General features: G+C 71.5%; 14 protein-coding genes. 4 read left to right on the top strand and 10 right to left on the bottom strand.

All coding sequences use genetic code 11. The features are described from left to right. Positions 1-3 precede the first annotated feature (3 nt). The 3 genes from ACZ7CD_RS22470 to ACZ7CD_RS22460 form a co-directional block, all read right to left on the bottom strand. Complete coding sequence (locus ACZ7CD_RS22470; protein WP_458431143.1) at positions 4-726, bottom strand: ABC transporter permease; 723 nt, start codon at positions 724-726, stop codon at positions 4-6. Beyond that, a complete protein-coding gene (locus ACZ7CD_RS22465; protein WP_360391722.1) occupies positions 713-1,606 on the bottom strand; it encodes an ABC transporter ATP-binding protein in 894 nt (297 codons plus the stop codon). The genes ACZ7CD_RS22470 and ACZ7CD_RS22465 overlap by 14 nt, the downstream gene beginning before the upstream one ends. Before the next feature lie 77 nt (positions 1,607-1,683). Further along, positions 1,684-2,595 carry a LysR family transcriptional regulator gene (locus ACZ7CD_RS22460; protein WP_470379613.1) on the bottom strand — a complete coding sequence of 304 codons (912 nt, stop codon included), beginning with the start codon at positions 2,593-2,595 and terminating at the stop codon, positions 1,684-1,686. Between the two features lie 71 nt (positions 2,596-2,666). Between ACZ7CD_RS22460 and ACZ7CD_RS22455 the strand changes: the two genes are divergently transcribed. Next, positions 2,667-3,566: an SDR family NAD(P)-dependent oxidoreductase gene (locus tag ACZ7CD_RS22455; RefSeq protein ID WP_470379612.1), complete on the top strand. Its 900-nt coding sequence runs from the start codon at positions 2,667-2,669 to the stop codon at positions 3,564-3,566. Beyond that, positions 3,563-4,372 carry an SDR family NAD(P)-dependent oxidoreductase gene (locus tag ACZ7CD_RS22450; RefSeq protein WP_470379611.1) on the top strand — a complete coding sequence of 270 codons (810 nt, stop codon included), beginning with the start codon at positions 3,563-3,565 and terminating at the stop codon, positions 4,370-4,372. The genes ACZ7CD_RS22455 and ACZ7CD_RS22450 overlap by 4 nt, the downstream gene beginning before the upstream one ends. Here the strand turns inward: ACZ7CD_RS22450 and ACZ7CD_RS22445 are convergent. Continuing rightward, on the bottom strand, positions 4,365-4,955 hold the full coding sequence (locus ACZ7CD_RS22445) for a TetR/AcrR family transcriptional regulator (protein ID WP_360391732.1): 591 nt from the start codon (positions 4,953-4,955) through the stop codon (positions 4,365-4,367). The genes ACZ7CD_RS22450 and ACZ7CD_RS22445 overlap by 8 nt on opposite strands. Positions 4,956-5,035: 80 nt before the next feature. Between ACZ7CD_RS22445 and ACZ7CD_RS22440 the strand changes: the two genes are divergently transcribed. After that, on the top strand, positions 5,036-5,368 hold the full coding sequence (locus tag ACZ7CD_RS22440) for an antibiotic biosynthesis monooxygenase family protein (RefSeq protein ID WP_360391734.1): 333 nt from the start codon (positions 5,036-5,038) through the stop codon (positions 5,366-5,368). A gap of 24 nt (positions 5,369-5,392) precedes the next feature. On the opposite strand, the gene ACZ7CD_RS22435 is transcribed toward ACZ7CD_RS22440, so the two are convergent. Further along, positions 5,393-5,995 carry a DUF305 domain-containing protein gene (locus tag ACZ7CD_RS22435; RefSeq protein ID WP_360391736.1) on the bottom strand — a complete coding sequence of 201 codons (603 nt, stop codon included), beginning with the start codon at positions 5,993-5,995 and terminating at the stop codon, positions 5,393-5,395. A 227-nt stretch (positions 5,996-6,222) separates the two neighbouring features. Between ACZ7CD_RS22435 and ACZ7CD_RS22430 the strand changes: the two genes are divergently transcribed. Beyond that, complete coding sequence (locus tag ACZ7CD_RS22430) at positions 6,223-7,626, top strand: LVIVD repeat-containing protein (RefSeq protein ID WP_458434352.1); 1,404 nt, start codon at positions 6,223-6,225, stop codon at positions 7,624-7,626. Between the two features lie 15 nt (positions 7,627-7,641). Here the strand turns inward: ACZ7CD_RS22430 and ACZ7CD_RS22425 are convergent, their stop codons facing one another. From ACZ7CD_RS22425 to ACZ7CD_RS22405, 5 genes are read right to left on the bottom strand one after another with little or no spacing between them, the layout of a single operon-like run. Further along, positions 7,642-8,802: an MFS transporter gene (locus ACZ7CD_RS22425; RefSeq protein WP_360391739.1), complete on the bottom strand. Its 1,161-nt coding sequence runs from the start codon at positions 8,800-8,802 to the stop codon at positions 7,642-7,644. Beyond that, entirely contained in the window at positions 8,799-8,924 is a 126-nt protein-coding gene (locus ACZ7CD_RS22420; RefSeq protein WP_360391742.1) for a hypothetical protein, read from the bottom strand. Before ACZ7CD_RS22420 ends, ACZ7CD_RS22425 begins: the two co-directional genes overlap by 4 nt. Positions 8,925-8,972: 48 nt before the next feature. After that, on the bottom strand, positions 8,973-9,773 hold the full coding sequence (locus tag ACZ7CD_RS22415; protein ID WP_360391745.1) for a GNAT family N-acetyltransferase: 801 nt from the start codon (positions 9,771-9,773) through the stop codon (positions 8,973-8,975). Further along, positions 9,766-10,887, bottom strand: coding sequence for a low temperature requirement protein A (locus ACZ7CD_RS22410; protein ID WP_470374518.1), 1,122 nt, complete (start codon positions 10,885-10,887; stop codon positions 9,766-9,768). Before ACZ7CD_RS22410 ends, ACZ7CD_RS22415 begins: the two co-directional genes overlap by 8 nt. Further along, positions 10,884-11,915, bottom strand: a complete 1,032-nt coding sequence (locus tag ACZ7CD_RS22405; RefSeq protein WP_360391751.1) for an ABC transporter ATP-binding protein — start codon at positions 11,913-11,915, stop codon at positions 10,884-10,886. Before ACZ7CD_RS22405 ends, ACZ7CD_RS22410 begins: the two co-directional genes overlap by 4 nt. Between the last annotated feature and the right edge of the window lie 2 nt (positions 11,916-11,917).

The raw sequence follows: 11,917 nt of genomic DNA, 5'->3' as shown, positions 1-11,917 counted from the left end.
GAGCTACTCCCAGCGGAACGTCGTGGCCGCGACGCTACCCGCCACGAGGCCCACGAGCCCCATGATCGCCAAATGCCCCCACCCCGGCGCGGTGCCGAGCCACGCCTGGTGCAACGCCTCCACACCGGGCGGTGTGAAGGAACCGATCGCCTGCACGACCGGGGGCAGCATGAACCGCGGCAGGTACACGCCGCCGAAGAACATCAGCAGCATGAACACCGCCGTCGCCCAGCCACCGGCCGCACGCGCGTTCGGGGCCAGTGCGGCGATCACCAGTCCCAGCGCGAACGTGCCCGCGCCACCCAGCACCACCGCCGCCGCCAGGCCCACCGGGTGGTGCGGCAGGTCCACGCCGAACACCAGGTACCCCACCACGATGGTGAGCAGCACCGACAGGATCGCGGCGCAGGAGTTCACGACCAGCTGCCCCACCAGCAACCGCGCCGGGTGCATCGGCGTCGTGGACAGCCGCCGCAGCACGCCTTTCTCCCGATAGGTCGCCACGACCGTGGGCACGCGCTGCAACCCGATGAACGCCAACGTGAACACGACCAACGACGACATGTACGCGTCGATGAACCGCATCCCGTCGAACTCGGGCGCGGGCGTCCGCAACGCCGGAACCGCCCCCAGCACGAGCAGCAGTAGCGACGGGAACACCACCGCGAACAACGAGTTCAGCCGGTCCCGCAGGAACAACCGCGCCTCGACCTCAACGATCCGCATCATCACGACCCCCGGTCAGCTCCACGTACGCGTCGTCCAGCGACACCTGGTCCACCCGCAGCCGCCGCGCCACGAGCTGGTTGCGCGCCAGCCACGACGTCACGGCCGCCAGCACGTTCTCGCCGCCGGTGACCACCACCTGCTCCCCCGCCAGGTCCACCCCGGCCACGTCCGGCAACGCCAGCAGCGCCGGCACGTCCACCGGCGCCGAGGGCACGAACCGCACCCGCGTCGAACCGTCCACGCGCGACACGAGACCGGCCGGGGTGTCCAGTGCGGCAACGCGTCCGTCGCGGATCACGGCCACGCGGTCGCACAACCGCTCGGCTTCCTCCATGAAGTGCGTGACGAGCAGGACCGTCACGCCGGCGGCGCGCACGTCCTCGATCACCGACCACGTGTCCCGCCGCGCCTGCGGGTCGAGCCCGGTGGTCAGCTCGTCGAGGATCGCCACCCGCGGCCCGCCGACGAGCGCCAGCGCGATCGACAGCCGCTGCTTCAGCCCGCCGGAGAGCCGCCCGTACTCCGCGGTCAGGTGCTCGGTCAGCCCCAGCCGCTCCGACCAGTCGACCGGCTTCGGGTAGAACGACGAGAACAGCCGCAGCGCCTCCCCGACCCTGATCCGCTCGGGCAGCTCGGAGGCCTGCAGCTGCACCCCGATCGCCGCACGCGAGTGCGCCGGTGGCCGCCCCAGCACGGTCACGCTCCCCCGGTCCGGTGTCCGCAGCCCGGCCACGCACTCGACCGTCGTCGTCTTGCCCGCGCCGTTCGGCCCGAGCACGCCGAAGATCTCCCCCTCGGCCACCGAGAACGACACCGAGTCCACCGCGACCTTCGGCCCGTACCTCTTCCCGATGTCGCGCACTTCGATGATCGCCATGCCACCACGATGGGGCAGCGTGCGCCGGGGATCATCGAACGACGGGCGGCACCGGCATCAACCGATCGGTCGATGCGCTACTCGGTCTCCACGAAGGCGGTGCGCACCGCGGCCGCCAGGCGCGCGACGGGGTCCGGCACCGGTCCCGGCAGCCGGGCGAGCAGCACCCGGCGCTGTTCGGCGGACCCACCGCGCACGGGCAGGACCCGCACCCCGGCGGGCGCGACCTGGACCAGCGACGCGGGCACCGTCGTGATGCCGAGGCCCGCCGCGACCAGCTGCAGCTTCGCCAGCCAGTCGCGGGCGGTGTGCGCGACGACGGGCCGTTCGGGCAGCCCCGGCCACACGCCCATCACCGACGGGTCACCGGGCCCGGAGATCCAGCGCTGTCCGCGCAGGTCGGCCACGTCGATGAAGTCGTTGCGCGCCAACGGGTGCGTGGTCGGGACGGCGACCCGCAGGCTGCGTTCGACGAGGGTGTCGACGGCCAGCGCGGGGATCTCGTCGTCCGGGGCCCGGAACGGCGGCGCCGAGGCGATCAGCGCGACGTCGAGGGTGCCCGCCCGCACCGCGCGCACCAGCGCGGGCGTGCTGCCCTCCCGCGTCACCACCGTGATCGACGGGTGGGTGCGCGCCAGCGCCGTCAGCGCCCGCGGGAGCAGCCACGCCCCGGCCGTCGCGAACCAGCCGAGCCGCACCGTGCTCTCGCCGGAGGCCGGCAGGCCCTCCAGCTCGCGCGCACCCGCGTCGACCTGGTCCAGGGCGGCAGCGGCCCGGCGCAGCACGACCCGGCCGGCCGCGGTGAGCCGCACGCCGTCGTGCCGCCGTTCCAGCAGCACGGCACCGGCCGCCCGCTCCAGGGTCGCGATCTGCCGGGACACCGCGGACTGCGTGTACCCCAGCGCGGTGGCCGCCGCCGTCAGCGTGCCGCGTTCGGCCACCTCGCGGAACACCCTCAGCGCGGTCAGCGACGCATTGGCCAAAGACATGATTTTTACGCATACCCCGTCTGCTGAACTTTCGCTACCGGCATGGCTGGGCCGAGCCTAGCGTCGAGGGCGTGATCGAAACGGAGTTCGGGTTCAGCACCACCGCCGCCGAGGTCGTCGACGGGATCGACCTCACCGGCAAGCGCGTCGTCGTGACCGGCGCGTCGTCCGGCATCGGCGTCGAGACCGCCCGCGCACTGGCCGGAGCGGGCGCCGAGGTGACCCTCGCGGTGCGCAACGTCGCCGCCGGGGAGCGGGTCGCCAGGGAGGTCGGCGCGGCCGGGGTCGCCCGCCTCGACCTGACCGACCTGGTGTCCGTCGAGGAGTTCGCGCGGAGCTGGAGCGGACCGCTGCACGTCCTGGTCAACAACGCCGGTGTCATGGCGAGCCCCGAGCGGCACACCGAGCAGGGCTGGGAGTGGCAGTTCGCCACCAACCACCTCGGGCACTTCGCCCTGGCCACCGGTCTGCACGGCGCGCTGCGGGCCGCCGGGGGCGCCCGCGTCGTCTCCCTCACCTCGCGCGGCCACATGCTCTCGCCCGTGGTGTTCGACGACGTCCACTACGCGTTCCGCCCCTACGAACCGTGGGGCGCCTACGGCCAGAGCAAGACCGCCAACGTCCTGTTCGCGGTCGAGGCGACGCGCCGGTGGGCGGCCGACGGCATCACCGCGAACGCCGTCATGCCCGGTGCCGTCCTCACCGGCCTGCAACGCCACATCGGTCAGAGCGAGGTCGACCCGGCCATCGTCAAGACGGTCGAGCAGGGCGCGGCAACCTCGGTCTTCGTGGCCACCTCACCGTTGCTGGAGGGCATCGGCGGCCGTTACTTCGACGACTGCGCCGAGACGCGCGTCGCCGACCACCGCGACGAGACGCCACCGATGCGCGGGGTCGCCCGCTTCGCACTCGACCCGGACGCCGCCGCCCGGCTGTGGACGTACTCCGAGACCCTGCTGGCGAAGGCATGATCGCCCTCGTCACCGGTGCCACCCAGGGCCTCGGCCGCGCGCTCGCCGAAGGCCTGGCGCGGCGGCTGACCCCGCGGGACACCGTCTACCTGACCGGCCGCGACGCCACGCGGGTCGCCGACGCCGTCGCGGCCGTCCCCGCGGGTGGGGCCGAGGTCCGCGGCGAGGTGCTCGACGTGGCGGGCCCGATCGACCGGTTCGCGGCACGCGTCCAGGAGCGCCACGGCGGCATCGACGTCATCTTCGGCAACGCCGTCATGCGCATCGGCCCCGACGACGACCCGCGCGCGATCATCGACGAGTACACGCAGGTCAACAACTTCGGCACCACGAGGTTGCTGAACGCCTTCGCGCCGATGCTCAACGACGGCGGCCGGCTGCTCGTGGTCGCCAGCTCGCTCGGCACCCTCCACCACCTGGCACCCGTGCTGCACGGGCGGTTCGCCGACCCGTCCACAGTGGACGAGGTCGACGCGCAGATCGCCCGGTGGCGCGACGACGTGAAGGCGAGCCGTCCCGGCGCGTGGCCCGCGTTCGTCAACATCCCGTCGAAGATCGGCCAGGTCGCCGCCGTCCGGGCGCTGGCCGCCCTGCGCCGGGACACCGATGCGGCGCGCGGGGTCCTGGTCGCCGCGGTCTGCCCCGGGATGATCAACACGCCGACGTCCGCGCTGTGGTGGGACGTCAGCACCGCACCCACCCCGGACCGGGCCGCCGGACCGCTGCTCGACCTGGCGCTGGGTCCGGTCGAGCCGGCGCACTACGGGGAGCTGGTGCGGTACGGCGAGGTCGTGCCGTTCAGCTGAGCGGCTGGTGCAACCCGTGCACCGCCTGGTCGAGCAACGTCTGGATGACGGCCTCGTTGTGCTCGGTCCGCCCCGGCGTGATCATGCGCGACGAGGCCTCGACCATGGCGTGCACCAGCATCGCCCGCAGCTGCGCGCGCTGCACCCCCGCGGTCTTGAACACCGACACGAGCGGCGCCAGGAGCCGTTCGTGCTCGGCCCTGATCTGCTCGCGCGAGGCGTCCGGCAGCGCGTGCGCGGACAACGCGACGACCGCGCCGTGGCTGCCGTCGGTGATGATCGCGAGTTCGGTCCGCACGTACGCCTCGATCTTGGCGGGCACGCTGTCCGCGCTGTTGACCGCGTCGTCCAGCTTGTCCGCCCACTCGGGCAGCGCGTCGGACACGATCGCGGCGACCAGCTCCTCGCGTGAGCGGAAGTACTCGTAGAGGCTCGGCCGGGACAGGCCCACCCGCCTGGCCAGCGACGCGAGCGTCAGCGCCTCGGCGCCCTCGGACGCCACGATGTCGCGCCCCGCGTCCAGCAGGGCGCGCAACCGGTTGGCGCGGTGCTCGGCAACGGTGTCGGCGCTGATCCTCGGCACCCGTGGATCGTATCGCGCTTGCTTTCCCGACGGGGTGTTGGAATAGTTCCCGACAGAGCGTCGGGATCAGGGAGGCCAGCATGTTCATCGCGACCAACCGGATGTTCGTCAACCCGGACATGTCCGAGGAGTTCGAGCGCTACTTCCGCGGCACCATGCGCACCCACCTGCCCGGAGTCCCCGGCCTGCTGCGCAGCACGCTGCTCAAGCCGGTGCGCGACGACCAGCCGTACGTCTCGGTCAACGAGTTCGAGTCCGAGGACGCCTTCCACGCCTGGGTCGCCTCCGACGCGTTCCGCGAGGCGCACAAGGGCCACCGCACGATCGCACGTCTCGTGACGGGCAACGAGCCCGAGCGGTTCACGCACGCGGAGGACCTGGTGCTGCCGCGGCAGCGCACCGAGGCGTCCTGACCGGGCAGCGAGCCCTGCACCGTCTCACAGGGTGGACAGCAGGGCCCTCATCCGGTTGATCTCGTCGGACTGCGTGGCCACCACGTCGTCCGCCATCTCCTCGACCTGGACGTTGTGGCCGGCCGCGCGCACGTCGGTGGCCATCTTGATCGCACCCTCGTGGTGCTTGATCATCAACTCCAGGAACATCCGGTCGAAGTCCTTGCCGCGTGCGGCCCCCAGCGCGGTCAACTGGTCCTGCGTGGCCATGCCGGGCATCGACCCGTGGTCGCCGTGCGAGCCGACGATGTTGTTGGTGCGCTGCCACTGCTTCATGGCACCGATCTCGGGTTCCTGGCTGTACCGGATGCGGTCGGCCAGGCCCTTGACCGTCGCGTTCTCCGCGCGGTCGGGCGCGAACCTGGTCATCGCCAGCGCCTGCTCGTGGTGCACGATCATCATCGACACGTACTCGCGGTCCGCGTCGTTGGGCGGCGGCACGACGGCGGCCGTCGCCTCCGACGCCGCGATGGTCGGCGCCGACCCGCCGGGGGTGTCCGGCGCGATGACCGGTGCCTGCTCCGGCTCCGACGTACAGCCTGCCAGCAGGGCGAATGCCGCCACGATCGCCACGAGCCCAGAACGCATGCACCGGACAATACAGTCCGCGGCGGCGGGCGTTGCCCGGCTTTTCGCGAGGGGGACGAACACCCCCACAACCCTCCGAAAGACGCTGGCCTTTAGCAAGGCGAAGGGTCATACTCCCCCTCACCAACCTGTGATGAGGGGGTAAAGCAGTGACTTCACGCGCAACGGCCCGGCGGCGCAGAGCGCCGTTGGCGGTTCTGGGGGCGCTCGCGCTGACGCTGTCGACGATGACCGCGCCCGCGTACGCCGAGCCCGACCTGCCCGCTGACGGCAGGGGTCTGACCGAGGCTCAACTCGAAGCGCAGGCGGAAGCGGTCGACGGCCTCCCCGGTGTCGACGAGATCTCCCGCAGCCGCAACATGGTCCCGGTCGCCCACCTGGACAAGCAGGCTCCGCTCGACTCGACGCAGACCGACATCGCGTTCCAGGACAACTACGCGTTCGTCGGCAACTACAACGGCTTCGTCATCTACGACATCCGCAACCCGAAGAAGCCGACGATCAAGTCGCAGGTGCTGTGCCCCGGCTCGCAGAACGACATCTCGGTGTACGGGAACCTGCTGTTCCTGTCGACTGACTCGTCGCGCAGCGACAACTCCTGCTCCAGCGTCGCCCAGTCGGCGACGATCAAGGAGTCGTGGGAGGGCATCAAGGTCTTCGACATCAGCGACAAGAGCGCCCCGCGCTACGTCGCCGCCGTCGAGACCGCGTGCGGCTCGCACACCCACACGATGGTGCCGGGCAAGAACAAGAAGGACGTGTACCTCTACGTCTCGTCCTACTCGCCGAACGCGACGTTCCCCGACTGCCAGCCGCCGCACGACCTCATCTCGATCGTCAAGGTCCCGGTGAAGAACCCGGCCGCGGCCGCGCTGCTCAAGGCCCAGGTCGTGTTCCCGGACGGCGCCAACCCCGGCGTCCCCGGCACCATCGAGGACGGCTACACCTCGGCCACCACCGGTTGCCACGACATCACCGTCTACCCGCAGCTCGACCTCGCGGCCGGCGCGTGCATGGGTGACGGCGTGCTGTGGGACATCTCCGACCGGGAGAAGCTGGTCGAGATCAACCGGGTCCAGGACGACGCGCACTTCGCGTTCTGGCACTCCGCCACGTTCAACAACAGCGGCACCAAGGTCGTCTTCACCGACGAGCTCGGTGGCGGTGGCGCCGCGACGTGCAACGAGAAGATCGGCCCGAACCGCGGTGCCAACGGCATCTACGACATCGTGGGCAAGGGCAAGAACCGCAAGCTGGTCTTCAAGTCCTACTACAAGATCCCGCGCATGCAGGGCGACACCGAGAACTGCGTCGCGCACAACGGATCGCTGATCCCGGTGCCCGGCAAGGACATCATGGTGCAGTCCTGGTACCAGGGCGGCATCTCGGTGTGGGACTTCACCGACTCGACCAAGCCGCGTGAGATCGGCTTCTTCGAGCGCGGCCCGATGCCGAACGGCGCGGGCGGCGGTACGTGGTCCACGTACTGGTACAACGGCTACATCTACTCCTCGGAGATGGGCCGCGGCTTCGACGTCATCGACATGCGCGACCCGCGCACGTTCGTGGCGAAGCTGTTCCGCACGGACGAGCTGAACGTGCAGACCCAGGGCAACTTCTACCGCGGGTAGGGGTTCCCACCCAGATCAGCGCGGCTGCCGGCGTTCGGCAGCCGCGCTGATCGCTGTCAGGACCAGGGTGACGGTGACGCCGCCGAGCACCGCCCACACCGGTGAGCCGGCGTCCAGCGCCCACGCGGCCACCACGGCGGTCAGGCCGTAGCCCGCGCCGGTCACCGCGTACATCATCGAGAACCCGGCCGCGTGCGCGCCGACCGGCAGCCGTTCGCGCAACGCGAGGCTCCGCGTCACGAGCACACCGGACTGGAACAACCCCGCCGCGAGCAGCGCGCCCGCGATGCCGGGCAGGTTCGGGAACAACGCCACCGCGCCCACGCAGGTCGCCGTGACGACGAGCAGCACCAGCCCCTGCGTGCGCAGCGATCCCGGCCACGGCCGCAACCCGTAGAGCACCGCCCCGAGCGCACTGCACGCCGCGAACCCGGTCAGCAGCGGGCCGGTCCAGCCGATGCCGATCCCCCGGTGCTCCAGCAACGCCGGCAGCACCAGCTCCGCGACCGCCAGCTGCGCCAGCGCCGCCGCGCTCACCAGGTAGATCGGCCACGCCGACGCCACCACGCGCACCTTCGCCGTGCCCGACCGGGACGTCACGTGCCCGCGCGGCAGGATGAACACCAGCCACGCCGCGACGACGATCAGGCTGACCGACACCACCACCGGCGCACGGCGGTCGACGCCCAGCGCCAGTGCCGTCACCAGTGCGGGCGCCACCGCCCACACCACCTGCGTGATCATGGCGTCGAAGCCCATCGCCTTGGGCACCAGCGCGTCCGGCACCAGCCCGAGCAGCATCGCCCGCAGCCCGCCCGGTGTCGTCGACGGCCCGGCGCCCGCGATGAACGCCGCGACCACCATGACGGTCACGTTGCCGGTCAGGGCGAGCGTCGTGAACGCGCCCGCGCCCACGAGCAGCCCGGCGCTGAGCTGCCCGCGCATCCGCGACGGGTCGAGCAGCAGGCCGAGCACCCCGGCGCCGAGGACCTCGCCGAGCACGTAGACGGCGGTCAGCGACGCCGCGAGGACGTAGCCGCCGGGCAGGTTCCTGGTCAGGAACACCATCATCAGCGGCGTCATCGACATCGGCAGCTTCGCCGCGACCGTGACGACGGCCGTGGTGAGCACGTCGCGGTTGGCGAGGTCGCGGTAGCCCGCGGCGGAGATCGTCACCGCGCGCCGCCCTGGCTGAGCGCCGCCCGCTCCGGCAGGCCCGGCACGTCGGGGGCATCGGCGCAGTCGGCGGCGGTGACGACTGCACGGGGTTCGCGGACACCGGTCATGGTGACGATCATTTCACCACCCGCGACCGCGGGAGCGGTGCCCGCCGAAAGTCCGGCGCCTCAGCCCCGCAGGGCGAAGAAGTGAATCCGCGAGCCCGGCCGGAAACCGATCCGCGGGTACACCGGCGCACCGGCCTCGGTCGCGTGCAGGGTCGCGCGGGTGATCCCCGTGGCACGGGCGCCCTCGTACAACGCCTTCCTGGTCACGGCCTCGCCGTAGCCCCGGCGCTGCCACCCGGGCAGGGTCGCGACGAGCACGACGAACAGCCGTCCCTCGACCTCCACGCACGCCGCGCACGCCACCGCGACGCCGTCGTTCAGCGCCAGGTAGGCGTGGACGTCGTTCTTCCACAGCGCGGAGCCCGCGAGCCCGTCGCGGCCGTCCTCGGGCGCGAACCCGTAGGCCGCGGAGTTGATGTCCGCGTAGGTCAGCAGCTGGTCGTCGGTCCGCACGCGGGCGAACGTCAGCTCGGGGTGCACCGGCTCGGGGATGGACGGCAGGTCCGCGGCCATGCCCGTTCCGGGGAAGGCGCGCTCCAGGCCCGCCCGCTGCGCCGCGGGGAGCAGGGCGGCGCGTGCGCCGTCGTCGAGCAGGTCCTCGAAGAGCCACAGGAAACCCGGCCGCCGCTTGGAGCGCATGACCTCCGCCGCCGTGTGCAGCCGCTGGTCGAGCAGCCCGGCGGCCAGTCCCGGCTCGGTGAGCGTGACGGCGTTCCAGAACGGGAACCGGCTGTCGGCCCAGCGAACGGCGACACCGGGCAGGTCCCGCACGTCGGCCGCGGGGTCGCGGTCGAGCACCACGGGCCGCCAGCCCGCGGTCAGCTGCCGCACCGACTCGATCGAGTCCGCGAGATCAGTCATCGGAACCTGCCACCACCCTCGTCGCCACCACCAGCACCAGCGCGATCCCCGCCGTCACGTGGATCGGCGCCGGCCCGAACGTCGCCGCCAGCACCGCCACCGCACCGGCCGGCAGCAGGTACTTGCGGAGGCCGTCCTGACCGGGACAGTCCTGCACGTACCAGACGCACAGCAGGAAGATCGCGAGCGGCACCGTGGTGAACGCCGCCACCGTCGTGCCCGGTGCGTGCGAGACGTGCAGATCGTAGTCGACGCTCGCGGCGAGACCGGCACCGAGCGCGGCGACCGAGCCGAGGACGAACAGGTGCGCGTACCCCCACAGGAACGCCCTGCGCAGGTCGAGCAGGCTGGTCGGTGCCTCGAAGTACAGCCACCACACCGAGAACACGATGACCAGCGACGCCGCGGCCAGCGAGATCAGGTTGACGCCGCTGTCGAAGCCCTTCTGGAACGCGAGGGTCGCCGCCAGGATCGACTCGCCGAGCACGATCAGCGTGAACAGGCCGTGCCGCTCGGCGATGTGGTGCGGGTGCCAGGTCGTGGCCGACGCGCGTTCCGCCCAGGCCGGCACCACCAGCTCGCCGAGCATGAACAGCACCCACAGCGGGATCTGCAGGGCGGGCGGCGCGACGAGCACCCACAGCACCCAGAGCACCTGCATGAAGGTGATCCCGGCCGCGTACCGGAGGGTGCAGGCGCGGTGCTCCGGGTTGTCCCGCGACGCGCGCAGCCAGTGCGCGACCATCGCGAGGCGGATCACGACGTAGCCGCCGACGACGACCCGGTAGTCCTGGTGCTCGAAGACGGCCGGGATGCCCGAGGCGACCACGAGCACGCCAGCGATCTGGACCATCGTGATGATCCGGTAGAGCGTGTCGTCGTTGTCGAACGCGCTCGCGAACCAGGTGAAGTTGAGCCATGGCAGCCACAGCGCGAAGAACGCCATGCAGAACGCCACGACACCGGCACCGACGTGGTTCTCGGAGACGGCGTGGTGCAACGAGGCGGCGGCCTGGGCGACCGCCACCACGAAGCTCAGGTCGAACAACAGCTCCAACGGCGTCGCGACCCGGTGGGCCTCCGCCGTGTCGCGCGCGAGGAGCTTCCTGATCATCCGGGCACCACCATGATCCTCGACTCGGTGAGGTCCAGTGCGACCCGTGTGCCCGGCTGGTACGCGGAGGCGGTGTTGGAGGGCTGGTCGACGCGCAGCACCTGCTCACCGACCCTCACCGAGATCCGCGTGACCGGCCCGAGGAACGACTGGGTCAGCACGTCGCCCACGATCTTGCCACCGGTGTCGCCGGTCTGCTCGGACACCCCGATGTCCTCCGGGCGCACGATGACGCGCACGTCGCTGCCGGACGGCTGGTCGTGCGGCACGGGCACGGTGACGCCGTTGATCACGACGGTCTGGCCCTGCGCCTTGGCCTCCACCGAGTTCGTGACGCCGACGAACTGCGCCACGAACGCCGACGCGGGCTCGCGGTACACGACCGACGGCGTGTCGAGCTGCTCCAGCCGGCCGTGCGACATGACGCCGACGCGGTCGGAGACGGCGAGCGCCTCCTCCTGGTCGTGCGTGACGAACAGCGTCGTCATGCCGAGCTCGGTCTGGATGCGCCGGATCTCGTCACGCAGGTTCACGCGGACCTTGGCGTCCAGCGCGGACAACGGCTCGTCCAGCAGCAGCACGCGCGGCTGGATCGCGAGTGCCCGCGCCAGTGCGACCCGCTGCTGCTGACCGCCCGACATCTGGTGCGGGTAGCGGCCGCCGAGGTGCGACAGGCCGACCAGCTCCAGCAGCTCACCGGTCCGCTTGGTGTCGCCCTTGCGCAGCTTCAGCCCGAACGCGACGTTCTGCGCGGCGGTCATGTTCGGGAAGAGGCTGTAGGCCTGGAACACCATGCCCATGTCCCGCTTGTTGGCCGGGACCTTCGTGACGTCCTTGCCGCCCACGGTGACCGTGCCGGAGTCGGCGGTCTCGAAACCCGCGACGATGCGCAGCGCCGTCGTCTTGCCGCAGCCCGACGGTCCGAGCAGCGAGACCAGCTCGCCCTCGGCCAGGTCGAGGTCGAGACCGGCCAGCGCCGTGTTGCCGCCGAAGGACTTCCGCAGCCCCTTCAGTTCCAGATGACCCATCT

Source organism: Lentzea sp. NPDC036949 (assembly GCF_055608075.1).
This window is presented reverse-complemented; position numbering and strand designations above follow the sequence as displayed.